This is a genomic window from Novosphingobium sp. BAM6 (assembly GCF_057784955.1).
Genome location: NZ_JBYNTR010000002.1, coordinates 94,312 through 108,458, shown reverse-complemented (window position 1 = coordinate 108,458; position 14,147 = coordinate 94,312). Strand labels below are relative to the sequence as shown.

Annotated in this window: 14 protein-coding genes; 6 read left to right on the top strand and 8 right to left on the bottom strand. The window is 66.5% G+C overall.

Annotated features, from left to right (window positions below):
- The first annotated feature begins 17 nt into the window (after nucleotides 1–17).
- The 4 genes from mnmG to AC3EC3_RS09165 are packed head-to-tail and all read left to right on the top strand — an operon-like array spanning nucleotide 18 to nucleotide 4,271.
- Complete coding sequence (gene mnmG, locus AC3EC3_RS09180; protein WP_488489831.1) at nucleotides 18–1,895, top strand: tRNA uridine-5-carboxymethylaminomethyl(34) synthesis enzyme MnmG; 1,878 nt, start codon at nucleotides 18–20, stop codon at nucleotides 1,893–1,895.
- Nucleotides 1,892–2,533: a 16S rRNA (guanine(527)-N(7))-methyltransferase RsmG gene (rsmG, locus tag AC3EC3_RS09175; protein WP_488489326.1), complete on the top strand. Its 642-nt coding sequence runs from the start codon at nucleotides 1,892–1,894 to the stop codon at nucleotides 2,531–2,533. The genes mnmG and rsmG overlap by 4 nt, the downstream gene beginning before the upstream one ends.
- Nucleotides 2,530–3,306 carry a ParA family protein gene (locus tag AC3EC3_RS09170; RefSeq protein ID WP_260926094.1) on the top strand — a complete coding sequence of 259 codons (777 nt, stop codon included), beginning with the start codon at nucleotides 2,530–2,532 and terminating at the stop codon, nucleotides 3,304–3,306. The genes rsmG and AC3EC3_RS09170 overlap by 4 nt, the downstream gene beginning before the upstream one ends.
- Nucleotides 3,303–4,271, top strand: coding sequence for a ParB/RepB/Spo0J family partition protein (locus AC3EC3_RS09165; protein WP_488489325.1), 969 nt, complete (start codon nucleotides 3,303–3,305; stop codon nucleotides 4,269–4,271). The genes AC3EC3_RS09170 and AC3EC3_RS09165 overlap by 4 nt, the downstream gene beginning before the upstream one ends.
- A 69-nt stretch (nucleotides 4,272–4,340) precedes the next feature.
- Here AC3EC3_RS09165 and AC3EC3_RS09160 read toward each other — a convergent pair whose 3' ends face one another.
- Nucleotides 4,341–4,841, bottom strand: a complete 501-nt coding sequence (locus tag AC3EC3_RS09160) for a hypothetical protein (RefSeq protein WP_488489324.1) — start codon at nucleotides 4,839–4,841, stop codon at nucleotides 4,341–4,343.
- Nucleotides 4,842–4,936: 95 nt separating this feature from the next.
- On the bottom strand, nucleotides 4,937–5,419 hold the full coding sequence (locus tag AC3EC3_RS09155) for a GAF domain-containing protein (RefSeq protein WP_488489323.1): 483 nt from the start codon (nucleotides 5,417–5,419) through the stop codon (nucleotides 4,937–4,939).
- Between the two features lie 63 nt (nucleotides 5,420–5,482).
- On the opposite strand from AC3EC3_RS09155, the gene AC3EC3_RS09150 reads away from it, so the two are divergent.
- Nucleotides 5,483–6,961: a PQQ-dependent sugar dehydrogenase gene (locus AC3EC3_RS09150; protein WP_488489322.1), complete on the top strand. Its 1,479-nt coding sequence runs from the start codon at nucleotides 5,483–5,485 to the stop codon at nucleotides 6,959–6,961.
- A gap of 157 nt (nucleotides 6,962–7,118) precedes the next feature.
- Here the strand turns inward: AC3EC3_RS09150 and AC3EC3_RS09145 are convergent, their stop codons facing one another.
- Nucleotides 7,119–7,958, bottom strand: coding sequence for an ATP-binding protein (locus tag AC3EC3_RS09145; RefSeq protein ID WP_488489321.1), 840 nt, complete (start codon nucleotides 7,956–7,958; stop codon nucleotides 7,119–7,121).
- A gap of 135 nt (nucleotides 7,959–8,093) precedes the next feature.
- Here AC3EC3_RS09145 and AC3EC3_RS09140 point away from each other — a divergent pair, with 135 nt between their 5' ends.
- Entirely contained in the window at nucleotides 8,094–9,053 is a 960-nt protein-coding gene (locus tag AC3EC3_RS09140; RefSeq protein ID WP_488489320.1) for an L-threonylcarbamoyladenylate synthase, read from the top strand.
- Between the two features lie 33 nt (nucleotides 9,054–9,086).
- On the opposite strand, the gene AC3EC3_RS09135 is transcribed toward AC3EC3_RS09140, so the two are convergent.
- The 5 genes from AC3EC3_RS09135 to AC3EC3_RS09115 all read right to left on the bottom strand — a co-directional run bounded on the left by AC3EC3_RS09135 (nucleotide 9,087) and on the right by AC3EC3_RS09115 (nucleotide 14,140).
- Nucleotides 9,087–9,413 carry a hypothetical protein gene (locus tag AC3EC3_RS09135; RefSeq protein ID WP_488489319.1) on the bottom strand — a complete coding sequence of 109 codons (327 nt, stop codon included), beginning with the start codon at nucleotides 9,411–9,413 and terminating at the stop codon, nucleotides 9,087–9,089.
- Nucleotides 9,414–9,538: 125 nt separating this feature from the next.
- The gene (locus tag AC3EC3_RS09130) at nucleotides 9,539–10,072 is read right to left on the bottom strand and encodes a CarD family transcriptional regulator (RefSeq protein ID WP_260926111.1); all 534 of its coding nucleotides are present in this window, start codon (nucleotides 10,070–10,072) and stop codon (nucleotides 9,539–9,541) included.
- A 327-nt stretch (nucleotides 10,073–10,399) separates the two neighbouring features.
- Entirely contained in the window at nucleotides 10,400–10,738 is a 339-nt protein-coding gene (gene fdxA / locus AC3EC3_RS09125) for a ferredoxin FdxA (protein WP_260926114.1), read from the bottom strand.
- On the bottom strand, nucleotides 10,735–11,073 hold the full coding sequence (locus AC3EC3_RS09120; protein WP_488489318.1) for an RNA-binding S4 domain-containing protein: 339 nt from the start codon (nucleotides 11,071–11,073) through the stop codon (nucleotides 10,735–10,737). Before AC3EC3_RS09120 ends, fdxA begins: the two co-directional genes overlap by 4 nt.
- Before the next feature lie 37 nt (nucleotides 11,074–11,110).
- Nucleotides 11,111–14,140: a helicase-related protein gene (locus tag AC3EC3_RS09115; RefSeq protein ID WP_488489317.1), complete on the bottom strand. Its 3,030-nt coding sequence runs from the start codon at nucleotides 14,138–14,140 to the stop codon at nucleotides 11,111–11,113.
- Nucleotides 14,141–14,147 lie beyond the last annotated feature (7 nt).

Here is a 14,147-nt window from a genome sequence, read left to right as displayed (position 1 = left end):
GTAAGCGCGAAGTCGAAATGCATTCCTTCGACGTTATCGTGATCGGCGGCGGCCATGCCGGCTGCGAAGCTGCGGCTGTCGCGGCCCGCATGGGCGCGCGCACGGCGCTCGTCAGTTTCGATCCCGCCACTATCGGCGCAATGAGCTGCAATCCGGCCATCGGCGGACTTGGCAAAGGCCACCTCGTGCGCGAGGTCGATGCTTTCGACGGCCTTATCGCCCGAGCAGCCGATGCCTCGGCCATCCACTATCGTATGCTCAACCGCTCGAAGGGCAGCGCCGTACAAGGCCCGCGCGTGCAGGCCGACCGGGCGCTGTTCAAGGCGGCGACCCACCATCTGTTGGCGCGTCAGGGCGATCTCACCATCGTCGGGGGTGAGGCGGCGGACCTGATCGTCGAGAGCGGCACTGTGTGCGGCATCGAACTGGCGGACGGCTCGCGCCTGAGCGCTGGTGCGGTCGTGCTGTGCACCGGCACGTTCCTGGGCGGCACGCTGTTCCGGGGGGAGGAGCGACTGACCGGCGGACGGATCGGCGAAGCCTCGGCCCAGCGGCTCGCCGCGCGCCTTCGCGATGCCGAATTGCCGATGGCCCGCCTCAAGACCGGAACACCGCCGCGTCTCGATGGCCGCACCATCGACTGGGCGCGACTGGAAGTGCAGCCCTCCGATGGCGAGCACTGGACGATGTCGGCGCTCGGCGCGCCTGATACCGAAGGGCAGGGGCAAGGCGCGCGTCGTACCGTCCCGCAAGTGTTCTGTGCGGTGACGCGGACCAACGCCCGCACGCACGATCTGATCCGCGCCAACCTCGATCGCTCGCCGCTGTTCAGTGGTGCCATCGGTGCGCGTGGTCCGCGCTATTGCCCCTCGATCGAGGACAAGATTCACCGTTTCGCCGATCGCGACAGCCACCAGATATTCCTGGAGCCAGAGGGGCTGACGACGCCACTTGTCTATCCCAACGGGGTTAGCACCTCGCTGCCGACCGATGTGCAGCTGGCCATGATGCGCTCGATGGAGGGGCTTGAGCGTGTCGAGATGGCGGTGCCGGGCTATGCGGTCGAGTATGATCACATAGATCCGCGCGCGCTGCGGCACAGTATGGAACTGCGCGATATGCCGGGGCTCTATTGCGCGGGCCAGATCAACGGCACCACGGGATACGAGGAAGCGGCGGCGCAGGGACTGGTCGCAGGGATGCACGCGGCGGCGAAAGTGCTCGGGCGCGAAGCGGCGCCGATCGACCGCGCCAACTCCTACATGGCCGTGATGATCGACGATCTGACGCTGCACGGGGTGAGCGAACCCTATCGCATGCTGACCGCGCGCGCCGAATATCGCCTGCGCCTTCGCGCCAACAATGCCTCGACCCGGCTGACACCTCTGGCAATCGCTGCGGGGACGGTCGGGGCGGAACGACGCGCGTGGTTCGCGCAGCGTGGCGAGCAGCGAGTCGCTCTGGAATCGGCGTTCGATACGAAGGTCGGCGCCGTCGATCTCGTTGCGCAGGGCCTGCCGGTGCGTACCGATCAGGGGCGCCTGCCGGTGCGCGAGTGGCTGCGGTTCGGCGGAATCGAACTTGCGCATCTCCTGCCGTGGATCGACGGGGCAGAAGGTGCCGATCCCGATCTGCTCGAAGAGCTGGTCGAGGATGCCGAGTACGCGCCCTATCTCGAACGGCAGGAGCGCGAGCTTCGTGACTTGCGGGCCAGCGAGACACTGCGGCTGGCAGACGATTTTCCTTACGATCAGGTTCCGGGCCTGTCGCACGAGATGGTCGAGAGACTGACTTCGGCGCGACCGGCGACGCTGGCGGCGGCGGGGCGCGTACCGGGCATCACGCCCGCCGCGCTCGCCGCGCTGCTCGTCCATGCCCGGCGGGAGGCAGCATGATTACCAATGAGCACGAAGCGCAGGCCTGGCTGGCGGCCCGCCCCGAATACGATGCCGCTGCGCGCGAGCGGATCGAGACGCTGATCGCGATGCTGGTGGAAGAGAACAAGGTGCAGAACCTCGTCTCCGCTGCCAGCCTCGATCAGGTGTGGCAGCGCCATATCGTCGACAGCGCACAGCTACTGGCCTATGTTCCACGTGAAACATCGGGGGTCTGGCTCGACCTTGGCACCGGTGCGGGATTTCCGGGCCTTGCGGTGGCGGCGCTGCGCCCGGACCTGGAAGTGGTCATGGTCGAATCGCGCGCGCGCCGGATCGACTGGCTTGACCGGGCGCGGATCGCGATGGGGCTGGATCGTGCGCAAGTAATCGGCAGCCGTCTCGAACTGGTCGAATCGCGTGAGGTGAGTGTGGTTTCCGCGCGCGCATTTGCACCGCTCGACAAACTTCTCGCATTGTCTGCCCGATTTTCCACAAGCGAAACGATTTGGGTGTTGCCCAAGGGGCGGTCTGCACAGCAAGAATTGGACGACCTTCGCAAGTGGCGGCACATGTTCCACGTGGAACAGTCCCTGACGGACCCGCAGGCAGGCATCATCGTCGGTACGCTGGCCGACGGGAAGGACAGGACCAGATGATCCGTATCGCCATTGCCAACCAGAAGGGCGGAGTCGGCAAGACCACCACCGCCATCAATGTGGCCACGGCCCTTGCCGCAACGGGCTGGAACACCCTGCTGGTCGATCTCGATCCGCAGGGTAATGCCTCGACCGGGATCGGCGTTTCGGCGGCGGATCGCGAATATTCGACTTACGATCTGCTGGTCGATGGCGCGCCGCTGCGCCAGTGCGTGGTGGGGACGTCGATCCCCAACCTCGACCTCTTGCCCGCCACCGTCGATCTGTCGGGCGCCGAGGTGGAGCTGGTGAGTGCCGAGGATCGCACGCATCGTCTGGGCAAGGCGCTCTCGGTCGAAAATCCCTACGATGTCTGCCTGATAGATTGCCCGCCTTCGCTCGGGCTGCTGACGCTGAATGCGCTGACCGCTGCCGATACGCTGCTGGTGCCGCTCCAGTGCGAGTTTTTCGCGCTGGAAGGGCTTAGCCAGCTGCTCCAGACGGTGGAGCGGGTGCAGCAGCGCTTCAATCCCGAACTCGGCATCATCGGCATTGCGCTGACGATGTACGACCGCCGCAACCGCTTGACCGATCAGGTCTCCGAAGATGTGCGTTCGGTGCTCGGTCAATTGGTGTTCGAGACGGTGATCCCGCGCAATGTGCGCCTGTCGGAAGCGCCCAGCCATGGCGTTCCGGCGCTTATCTACGATCATGCCTGCGCCGGCAGCCGCGCCTATATGGCGCTGGCCCGCGAGCTGATCACACGACTGCCCGAAAAGAGGAAAGCGGCATGAACGACGATTCCATCATCCGCATCACGCCGCCCCAAAGTCCGGTGACGCCTCGTCAGAAGCCCAAGGGGCTTGGTCGCGGGTTGGGTGCCCTGCTGGGTGAGACGCGGCGCGAGGAGCCGGTTGCAGGCGCTGGGCACAACTCGGGCGTGGTGGCAACGCCACGTGTGGGCGGCCTGGCGGTGCTGGCGATTGCCGATATCGTGCCGCATCCCGATCAGCCGCGCCGCATCTTCAACGAGGACGCGCTGGGCGAACTGGCCGCTTCGATCGAGCAGCGCGGGGTGATCCAGCCCGTGATCGTGCGGCCGATGCCGGGCGGCAAGTACCAGCTCGTTGCCGGTGAGCGTCGCTGGCGCGCGGCGCAGAAGGCGCACCTCCACGAGATTCCGGCGCTGGTCCGCGAGCTGACCGAGCGCGAGGTGATGGCGCTGGCGCTGATCGAGAACCTCCAGCGCGAGGATCTCAATCCGATCGAAGAGGCCCGCGCCTATCAGCGCCTCGCCGAATCGGAGAGCATGACCCAGGCCGAGATCGCCCGCATGGTCGATAAGAGCCGCAGCCATGTCGCCAACTTCCAGCGTCTGCTGGCGCTGCCCGACGATGTGATCGGGCTGGTCGAGACCGGCGAGCTGTCGATGGGGCATGCCCGTGCGCTGATCGGTTGCGAGGGCGCGTTCGAGATCGCCGAGGCGGCCATCGCCAAGCAGATGTCGGTGCGCGAGATCGAGAAGCTGGTGCGCAAGAAGGCGCGCGGCACCACCGAACCGCGCCGCGCCCGCACTGCGCGCAGTTCCACGCAGGATGCCGATATCGCGGCGATGGAGCAGCACCTTGAGGAATTCCTCGGCCTGCCGGTGAAGATCGATGCCGATGCCGATCCGCGCTCGGGCACTGTCTCGATCCGCTATGCCACGCTCGATCAGCTCGATCTGGTCTGCCAGCGGCTTACCGGTGGCGGGATCTGATCTGACTTCGGTAATTTCGGTCTTCGTGATCGAACAGGGAAGGGCCGCATCGCGCGGCCCTTTTTCGTATCAGCGTAGTTGTGATGCCTTGCTGCCGGGTGACAGTCTGGAGCCGGTATCGACATAGGCATAGTCGATCACCGGGCTGCCGTGCGCGGCTGCGGGAGATGCAGCGGCAGGTTGCTGGACCGGCGCGGGCGTGGATGGGGCACCTGAGGGGGCCACCGGAACCATCATCACCGGCACCATGCCCGGCGCATAGCCATAGACGTATCCCGGTTCCCCGCGTGTCGCCGCTTCGTAGCGGGCGGCGTAGCTGTCGAGATAGGCTTCGCATTCGCCGCTGTCGGTGGCGCGATCGGTGTCCCGATAGCCAAGGCGGCGGTGGCAATCGTCGAGCCAGGCCGCGCGCGCGGCGGGATCGAAGCTGAACTGGACGGGGGCAGGGGCTGGTGCGGAAGCAGCCTCGGGCGCCACAGCTTTTGCAAGGGCCGGCGTGGCCGACAGCGCGGCGAGGCTGAGGGCAAGGGCGCAAAGGCTGCGCAGACGAACGATAGCGTGTCGGTCCATATGTGGACTTTAACGCAAAATTCACCATGAGGATCGGGAAATCTTCAGGGCCCGGCGGCTGCCCCGAAGCGGGACAACCGCCTTCTTAGTGTTACTCAGATGCAGGTCGCGGCCAGCGCGGCGAGGCGCTCGATGCCGTCGGCGTCCTCGCTGTCGAAGCGATTGGGCTCGGGGCTGTCGAGGTCGATCACTGCGATCACCTTGCCCTCGCGGATCACCGGCACCACCAGTTCCGAACGGCTCGCCGCGTCGCAGGCGATATGGCCCTCGAAGGCGTGGACGTCGGGCACCAGCTGGGTCGCGGCCTGCGACGCCGCAGCACCGCAAACACCGCGTCCGAAGGGAATGCGGATGCAGGCGGGCTTGCCCACGAACGGCCCGAGCACCAGTTCGTCCTCGACCGAGCGGTAGAACCCGGCCCAGTTGAGATCGGGCACCAACTGCCACATCAGCGAGGCAAGATTGGCCATGTTGGCAATGCCGTCGGGCTCACCATCGACCAGCGCGCTCGCGCACTGGAGCAGGTAGTCGTAGCGTTCGGCCTTGGGCGTATCGGGGGCGAGATTGAAATCGTACATGGCGCGCAGCGATACTCCAAAGCGAGGTTGCCGCCTAGAGCATGGCCTCGTATCTGTAAGGCCATGGCCTCGATCCTCAAGCGAAGCGCGCTGGCGCTGCTCGTCATTCTCGTCCTGCTGGCGGCTTTGTTCGCCTGGACGCAGTATTCCAATTCCTCGGACCTGCCATCCACGGCGACGACCGGGCCCGATCCCAAGCTCGTCGATCCGGCGAAGCAGTGGTTCCCGAGCGTCAGCCTGCCCAAAACGGTGGGCTGGGGCGCGGACGGCAAGCCCGATGCAGGTAGGGGCCTGTCGGTCAGCCGTTTTGCCGAAGGGCTCGATCATCCCCGCACGATGCTGACGCTGCCCAATGGCGATGTGCTGGTGACGGAAACGAATGCCCCTGCGGTCAGCCGCGAGGGTGGCGGCATCACCGGTGCGGTGGCGCGCTGGATGATGAAGCGCGTGGGCGCGGGCGAGGCTTCGCCCGACACGGTCGTGCTGCTGCGCGATGCCAATGGCGACGGCAAGGCCGAACAGCGCTTCACCTTCCGCACCGCCGACATGCGTTCGCCCTCGGGCATGGCCTATGGCAATGGCACGCTCTACATCGCCGATCACGATGCCGTCCTCGCCTTCCCGTTCACGCCGGGCGCGACCAGGCTGACCAGCGCGCCGCGCAAGCTGATGGACCTGCCCGCAGGTGGCCAGCACTGGATGCGCAACCTGCTGCTCAGCCCCGATGGCACGCACCTTTATGTCGCGGTCGGTTCGGGCACCAACGTTGCCGACAACGGTCTCGATGCCGAAAAGGGCCGCGCCGGGATCTGGGAGATCGACACCAAGACCGGCTCGCACCGTCCCTATGCGGCGGGCATGCGCAATCCCAACGGGATGGACTGGAATCCCTCGACCGGCATGCTCTGGGCAACGGTGCAGGAGCGCGACATGCTCGGCCCCGATCTGGTGCCGGACTATCTCACCGACGTTCCGGTGGGCGCGCAGTATGGCTGGCCGTGGGTCTACTGGCGCGACCATTTCGATGACCGCGCGAACTATCCGATGCAGATCGGCATGACCGATTATACCCGTCGTCCGCGCTATGCGATGGGCGCGCATACCGCCGTGCTCGGCATGACCTTCGCCAGGGGTGGCGAGCGTCTGGGACCGGGCTTTGCCAACGGCGCCTTCATCGCCCGCCATGGCTCGTGGAACCGTCGCCCGGCGGTGGGCTACGATGTCGTCTATGTCCCGTTCGATGCGCTGGGCAATGCGACGGCTGCGATGCCGGTGCCGGTGCTGAGCGGCTTCCTCGACGGCAAGGGCGATACCCATGGCCGTCCGGTCTGGCTCACCTGGGGCCAAGACGGCAGCCTGCTGGTCAGCGATGATACCGCAGGCATGATCTGGCGCGTGATCGCGCCGGGCGCGGCGCCGTCTCCTGCGCCCAAGCCGGTCGTGACCGATCATATGAAGCCGCAGACCGAGTTGAAGGACCCTTCGCTGATCACCCCGCAGATGCTGATGGGCGGGATGATGAAATCGTCCGACGGCCAGTAAGCTTCGTCTGATCGAACAGAAAAAGGCCCGCCGGGGCAGAACTCCGGCGGGCCTTTTTGTATCTGGATCGGGGCGTTCGTTTGAAAATTCGCGAAAGGCGAATTTGGCGGCACCAGCCCGCGCCCCCTCAAAAATGCCCGTCAGGGCATTTTTCAAATCAGATCACCTTGCCGGCGCGGCCTGCCAGTTCGTTGACGTATTGCCAGGCGATACGGCCCGAGCGCGCACCGCGCAGGCGCGACCATTGCAGTGCGTCGCCTTCGTCCCAGTCGAGCCCGAAGGTTTCGGCATAGCCCCGGATGATCGCGAGGTAGGCGTCCTGATCGCAGGCGTGGAACCCGATCGACAGGCCGAAGCGGTCGGCCAGCGCAAGCTGGTCGTCCACCTTGTCGCGCGGGTTGATGGGATCGTCCTGCTCGGCCATGCCGCGTGGCACGATGGCGCGGCGGTTCGAGGTGACGGCCAGACGCACGTTGGCGGGGCGCGCCTCGACACCGCCCTCCAGCCACGAACGCAGCAGGCGCGGGCCTGCGCTGTCGCCTTCCTCGAACCCGAGGTCGTCGATGTAGACGAGGAAGCGGCGCTCCGGAACCTTGCCCAGCAGGGTGAACAGCGCGGTGACGCCCGAGAGTGCCTCCTGCGCCACCTGCACCAGCGCGATGTCGCCGGGGTGCGCGTCCTGCGCGGCGCGGATCGAGGCGCGGATCAGCGCGGACTTGCCCATGCCGCGCGATCCCCACAGCAGCATGTCGTGCGCGGCGTGGCCTGCGGCGAGGCGGGTGACGTTCTCGACCACGCGGGCCTTCTGCGCGTCGACCCCCTGAAGCAGCGCGAGCCGGGGCGCTTCGAGCACCGGCACCGGGCGGCCTTCGTGTCCGGTCCACACGTAGGCGGGGTGCGCGGTCCAGTCGATCGTTTCGGGGGCAGGGGGCGCCAGACGTTCGAGCGCGGCGGCGATGCGGGCGAGGGCGTCCGCGATATCGGGGGTCTCGGTCATGATGTTGCGCTGGAACCAGAATTTTCAGGTGTTTGCAAATGCAAATATCAATGAGTTTGATAAATTATTACTCTAATGCACATTCGTTGCCCGAAATTGTTGGAATTACCCGCGATTGGCGATAGCGCAAGGGCGATGAACCAGACCGACGCACCCCGCCTGCTGCCCGATACGCCTGAAGGCCTTCAGGATGCTGCCGTAATCCTGCGCGGCGGCGGGCTGGTCGCGGTGCCGACCGAGACGGTCTACGGCCTTGCCGGGCGGGCGGATCGTGACGAGACCGTGGCGGCGATCTATCGTGCCAAAGGGCGGCCGAGCTTCAATCCGCTGATCGTCCATGTCAGCGATTTCGCGCAGGCAGAGACGGTTGCTGTGTTCGACGAACGCGCCCGTGCGCTCGCCCATGCCTTCTGGCCGGGGCCGCTGACGATGGTGCTGCCGCTGCGCGAAGGCGCGCCGGTCGCGCCTGCGGTGACGGCGGGGCTGCCCACGGTGGCGCTGCGCTGTCCCGGTCATCCGACGATGCGCGAACTGATCGCGCGGTGCGGTGTGCCGCTCGCCGCACCCTCGGCCAACGCCAGCGGCGGGGTGAGCCCCTCGCGTGCGGAGCATGTCGTTGCGTCGCTGGGCGGGCGGATCGATGCGGTGATCGATGGCGGCGCCTGCCCCGCCGGTCTGGAATCCACCATCGTTGCACTACGCGGAGAGGGGCGAGAGGACGGCACCTGGCAATTGCTGCGTCCCGGCCCGCTGACGGTGGAGGCGCTGGCCGAGGTGCTGGGCTGCGACCCGGTGCCGGTGACATCGCATGAGATCGAGGCGCCGGGGCAGCTTGCCAGCCACTACGCGCCGGGCAAGCCGGTGCGTCTGGAGGCGGAAGTTGCCGAAGCAGATGAGTTCCACATCGGCTATGGGGCGATCGCGGGCGATGCGACGCTTTCTGCCGATGCTGACCTCGCCGAAGCCGCCGCGCGCCTCTATGCGCTGCTCCACGAGGCGGCTGCGGCCCCACAGCCGCGTATCGCCGTGGCGCCGATCCCCGATGTCGGGATAGGCATGGCGATCAACGACCGCCTGCGCCGCGCGGCGGCGTGAAGCCGGGTTAAGAGGAAGAGCAGTTTACCTCGATCAGGAGGGATACTGCGTGCGCAGGCCCTGAATCTGCGCATAATCGTCGCGCGCGGTCTGGCAGGCCTGTTCGTCGCCCTGGTTGCACTGCTTCATGTGCCGCTCGTACTGCTTCTGCAGCTTGCCGATCTGCTCTTCCTGCTTGCGCATCTTGCGCCCGCGGTTGCGATCGGCTTCCGACTGGCTGGTGGTGGTCCAGTCCACGGCCTTGCTGCCTGCCTTGACCGGCAGGGTCACGACATTCACCGCCGTCTTCGCGATGCAGCCCGAGAGGGCAGGGGCCAGCGCCAGAGCGGCGAGCGAGGCGATCAGGGCGGCGTGTTTCATGGCAGATCGGAGCCTCTCACGAACGCGCGCGCCCGGCAATCTCCGACAGCGCGCAATCTCCAAAAGAAAAGGGCCTCTCGTCGGCAGACGAAAGGCCCTTTTCTTGCGCGAAGCCGCTTGAGCGATCAGGCGGTTTCGGCGTTCTCGTAATACTTGGGCGCATACTCGTTGAGGATCGCGAGGATCTTCTGGAGCGCTGCCGGTTCGTCGGTCTTTTCCATCGCCGCCAGTTCGCGGGCGAGGCGCGAGGACGCTGCCTCGAAGATCTGGCGCTCGGAATAGCTCTGCTCGGGCTGGTCGTCGGCACGGAACAGGTCGCGGGTCACTTCGGCGATCGACACGAGGTCGCCCGAGTTGATCTTTGCTTCGTATTCCTGCGCGCGGCGCGACCACATGGTGCGCTTGACCTTGGGCTTGCCCTTCAGGGTATCGAGCGCTTCGCGAAGCGTCTTGTCCGAAGACAGCTTGCGCATGCCGATGGATTCCACTTTATTGAAGGGAACCCGGAGGGTCATGCGTTCTTTTTCGAATCGCAGCACATAGAGTTCAAGCTGCATGCCGGCGATTTCCTGCCGCTGCAGTTCGATTACCCGGCCCACGCCGTGCTTGGGGTAAACGACGTAGTCTCCAACATCGAAGGCGTCAGCCTTGGTTGCCATGTATCGTCCTTTCACCTGCGGGATTTCGCTGCAGTTTTGGCGGCGGAAAGAGCGCGGGCAGTGCGACGCGGAGGCCGGTAAAAACCTCCACCACCCGGTCAGATTGCTCTCCCAACCGTTTGCTTTCGAATCCTGCCTCGCAATGAAGATAGCTGCCACACGAGCGCGAATGCCCGGACAGTTGAGCCATCATATAGCATCGATGTGACAAAATTGCCAGAGGTACGCGCGGATTTGCGTGCCATGCACGTTAGCGCGGCCTTAACCCTCTGGAAATGCAATCGGTTGAGGCTCGGTCAACAGAGCCCCGAAGGCCGTGGGAAGGGCTCAGTCGCCTTCGCCGGGCTCCGGCGAGAAGTACTTCTCGAGCTTGCCTTCCTCGTCCTTCATCGCGTCGGCATCCTCCGGCGGATCGCGCTTGACGGTGATGTTGGGCCACTCTGCCGAGTACTTGGCATTGAGTTCGAGCCAGGCTTCGAGGCCGTTCTCGGTGTCGGGAAGGATCGCTTCGGCGGGGCATTCCGGCTCGCACACGCCGCAGTCGATGCACTCGCTGGGGTTGATGACGAGCATGTTGTCGCCCTCGTAGAAGCAGTCCACCGGGCACACTTCCACGCAGTCCATGTACTTGCACCGGATGCAGTTGTCGGTGACGACATAAGTCATGGCTGCAGCTCTTCCTTCACAACGGTCCGTACCGGCCCACCCGTGGGGCCTCCATCAGCGGGTGCTGCTATGGGAAGGATGCCCCTCCCGTCAAGCACTCTGTAGCAGGCTTGCGCTTCCGGAGCGGGACCGCGGCGTTCGGGCAACGCCACGATCTCGATCACGCGGACCCCTGCGGGAGTGGAAAGCGTCAGCACGTCGCCCGGCCCCACTTTCTGGTGGGCGCGGTCGATGCGGCGTCCGTTGAGCCGCATGTGACCGGCCTGTGCCCACTCCTGGGCAAGCGGGCGGGTCTTCGCCAGTCGAAGGAACCAGAGCAGCTTGTCTACCCGCATATGCCTCCCTGTGGTTTGACCCGCCGATGCTTTTCAATCAGCGGGACATCAGTTCCGCCAGAGCCGCGAAGGCGCCGGGTGCCCGCGCGGGTTCGCCGGGACGTTCGGGGCGACCTGACTTGTTGCCCGGCTTATTCCGGGCATCGCCGGAACGGTTGTCCTGACGTGCCGGACGTTCGCCACGCTCCGGCCTGGTGTCGTGTGCGTTCCTGCGCGCATCGTTGCGGCGGTTCTCGCCCTGACGGCGCTCACCCTGTCGTTCGCCGCCCCGTTCCCCACGCGGGGTACGCGGGCCGCGACCTTCGCCCTGACGGGGGCCGCCATCGCGGTGCCCGTCATTGCGGCGAGCCGGACGCCAGCGCCAGCGCAGCGGTGCGGCGGGGCCGAAGGCGCCTTCGGCAAGCGCGCGGGTAGGCTGGGGCTGGAAGCCTGCGGTGCGCATCAGCCGCTCGAAGCTGGCCTCGGTCAGGCCCATCGAGATCGCGCGGGCGGAATCGAGGGTAAAGCTCGCATCGCGGTTCTGGCGCGGGGCGGCGGTGGGCGCAGGCGCAGATGTGGGCGCGACCTGAGCCGTCTCACCGGTTGCCGCTTCGCCGGTTGTTACCTCGGCAGCCTCGGCATGTACGTCGACCTTGATGGCTTCAACCTTGGTGGTCTCTGCCTTCGCAGCCTTTCCGGCCTCGCGCCTGGCGCTGCGGGCCTCATAGGCTTCGCGCAGCAGCTTCTCGGCCATGTCGAGGCGGATGAGCTGCTTGCCGAGATAGCGATAGCCGGGCGTGCGGCCTTCGCGCGTGGCAGGAAGCGCAGGCGGCATGTCGGGTTCGGGTTCGGGACCGGGACGACGACCGGCGACGACTGCCAGCTGGCGCCACAGCGCGATGACATGCGAGCGCAGCAGCACGGGCACGAACAGGTCGAGCGCGCCGACGCGCACGCCCAGTTTCGCCAGCATCGAGCGGCGCTCCTTGTCGATCGCCTCGACGCCGGAATCCTCGCGCGGGGTCATGCCGCAACGCTCGACCAGCGTGATCAGCAGCGCGCGCAGTTCGGGGCCAGCCTCTTCCGAGCGGCTTGCCTCGTCCAGCTTCACCAGCGGGGCGAGCGGGGCAAGTGCGCGTTCCAGCCAGCTTTCCAGCGCCGCAACCAGCACCTTGCGCTCCGCCGCAGGCACCGGATCGAGCGTGCGGTCCGGCGCGAGCTGGGGCGTCAGCAGCGTGCGGCCGGGCTTGAGGCGGGCGATGGTCTCGCCTTCCCAGACGATGGCGCCATCGACCAGCGAGAGCCCCGCGGCAGGCGCGGTCTTGTCTTCACCAAGTTCCGCCTCGATGGCGGCGGCCAGCGCGGTGGCGCGGGTCTGGAGCAGGGTGGGCAGATGGCGTTCGGCAGCGGCCAGCAGCAGCTTGCGGTCGGTCAGGCGGGTGCCCGGATCGACATGGAAGGTGAAGCCGCGAAGGCTGCCGATGTGCTCGCCTTCGACGAGGACTTCCTCGTCTTCGAGGCGGATCGAGAGCAGCCCTGAATCGGGGCCGAGATTTTTCATGAGTATAGCCGTCCGGCGATTGATGAAACGTTCGGTAAGGCGGCCATGTAGCGCATCTGACAGCCTTACCTCAACTGCGCGTGCACGTTCGGCCATTTCGTCGCGTGCCAGAACCCAGTCGGGACGCTGCGCGATGTAGGCGAAAGAGCGGATCGCGGCAATCCGCCCCTGCAAGGTGTCGATATCGCCGCCGGTGCGGTCGAGATGGGCGATCTGCGCCGCCATGTAGTCGGCACCGAGCTGCCCGTCGCGCAAGTCCTGCCACAGCCGCGCGACGAAGCGCGAATGGGCCTCCACGCCCTGCTGGCGGAAGTCGGGCAGGCGGCAGACGTCCCAGAAGCGGCGGACCTGCCCTGCGCCCGAGACGGTGCCGACCAGATCGGCATCGTCGGCCAGCCGCTTGAGCACGGCGAGGTCGATGGCCTCGGGCGCGATCACCAGTTCGGGGCGCGAGGGTGGGGTTTCGAGATCGGCGATCAGCGTCGCCAGAGTGTCGAAGCGCGGTTCGGGATTGCGCCAGAACAGGCGGGTGATCGGCGCGAAGCGATGCTCCTCGATCGCATAGACTTCCTCGTCGTCGAACTCGGAATCGTGGCCGCCCGAGCCTGACAGCGTGCCGAAGGTGCCGTCGGTCTGGTGGCGTCCGGCACGCCCGGCGATCTGGGCCATTTCAGCGGGCGTCAGGCGGCGGTGGCGCTGGCCGTCGAACTTGGACAGCCCTGCGAAGGCGACATGCTGGACATCGAGGTTCAGCCCCATGCCGATCGCGTCGGTGGCGACCAGATAGTCGACCTCGCCCGACTGGTAGAGCGCGACCTGCGCGTTGCGCGTCTGCGGGCTGAGGCCGCCCATCACCACGGCCGCACCGCCCCGGAAGCGGCGCAGCATCTCGGCGATTGCATAGACCTGCTCGACCGAGAAGGCGACGATGGCGCTGCGCGGCGGCATCCGGCTGAGTTTCTTGGCGCCCGCATGGCTGAGCGTGGAAAAGCGCGGGCGGGTGATCGTCTCGACGCCGGGGATCAGTGCCTTCACCATCGGCTCCAGCGTGGAGGAGCCCAGGATCATCGTTTCCTCGCGTCCGCGCGCATGGAGCAGGCGGTCGGTGAAGATATGCCCGCGCTCGCGATCGGCCCCGAGCTGCGCCTCGTCGATCCCGACGAAGGCGACGTCGCGCTGGTCTTCGGCGGGGCGGTGTCTGTCGATGGGCCGGCCGCTCAGGACAGGCATCGCTTCCATCGTACAGAGGAAATAGCGCGCCTTGGGCGGTTCGATCCGCTCCTCGCCGGTGATCAGCGCGACGCTGGCCTCGCCCTTGATCTTGACCACGCGGTCATAGACCTCGCGGGCCAGCAGGCGCAGCGGGAAGCCCATCATGCCGCTGGAATGCGCGCACATCCGCTCGATCGCGAGGTGCGTCTTGCCGGTATTGGTGGGGCCGAGCACCGCCTTGACCCCCGAAGGGGCCTCAGGCTTCCCTGCTTTAGGGAAGGAGGCTCGCGGCGAAACTTTGCGGTCGTGAACCATCTCGCCG

Coding starts and splice junctions, on each gene's coding strand:
- AC3EC3_RS09140 (WP_488489320.1), top strand. CDS start 8,094: ATGAACCAGACCGACGCACCCCGCCTGCTGCCCGATACGCCTGAAGGC.
- AC3EC3_RS09135 (WP_488489319.1), bottom strand. CDS start 9,413: ATGAAACACGCCGCCCTGATCGCCTCGCTCGCCGCTCTGGCGCTGGCC.
- AC3EC3_RS09115 (WP_488489317.1), bottom strand. CDS start 14,140: ATGGTTCACGACCGCAAAGTTTCGCCGCGAGCCTCCTTCCCTAAAGCA.
- AC3EC3_RS09165 (WP_488489325.1), top strand. CDS start 3,303: ATGAACGACGATTCCATCATCCGCATCACGCCGCCCCAAAGTCCGGTG.
- AC3EC3_RS09160 (WP_488489324.1), bottom strand. CDS start 4,841: ATGGACCGACACGCTATCGTTCGTCTGCGCAGCCTTTGCGCCCTTGCC.
- fdxA (WP_260926114.1), bottom strand. CDS start 10,738: ATGACTTATGTCGTCACCGACAACTGCATCCGGTGCAAGTACATGGAC.
- AC3EC3_RS09145 (WP_488489321.1), bottom strand. CDS start 7,958: ATGACCGAGACCCCCGATATCGCGGACGCCCTCGCCCGCATCGCCGCC.
- AC3EC3_RS09130 (WP_260926111.1), bottom strand. CDS start 10,072: ATGGCAACCAAGGCTGACGCCTTCGATGTTGGAGACTACGTCGTTTAC.
- mnmG (WP_488489831.1), top strand. CDS start 18: ATGCATTCCTTCGACGTTATCGTGATCGGCGGCGGCCATGCCGGCTGC.
- AC3EC3_RS09170 (WP_260926094.1), top strand. CDS start 2,530: ATGATCCGTATCGCCATTGCCAACCAGAAGGGCGGAGTCGGCAAGACC.
- rsmG (WP_488489326.1), top strand. CDS start 1,892: ATGATTACCAATGAGCACGAAGCGCAGGCCTGGCTGGCGGCCCGCCCC.
- AC3EC3_RS09120 (WP_488489318.1), bottom strand. CDS start 11,073: ATGCGGGTAGACAAGCTGCTCTGGTTCCTTCGACTGGCGAAGACCCGC.
- AC3EC3_RS09150 (WP_488489322.1), top strand. CDS start 5,483: ATGGCCTCGATCCTCAAGCGAAGCGCGCTGGCGCTGCTCGTCATTCTC.
- AC3EC3_RS09155 (WP_488489323.1), bottom strand. CDS start 5,419: ATGTACGATTTCAATCTCGCCCCCGATACGCCCAAGGCCGAACGCTAC.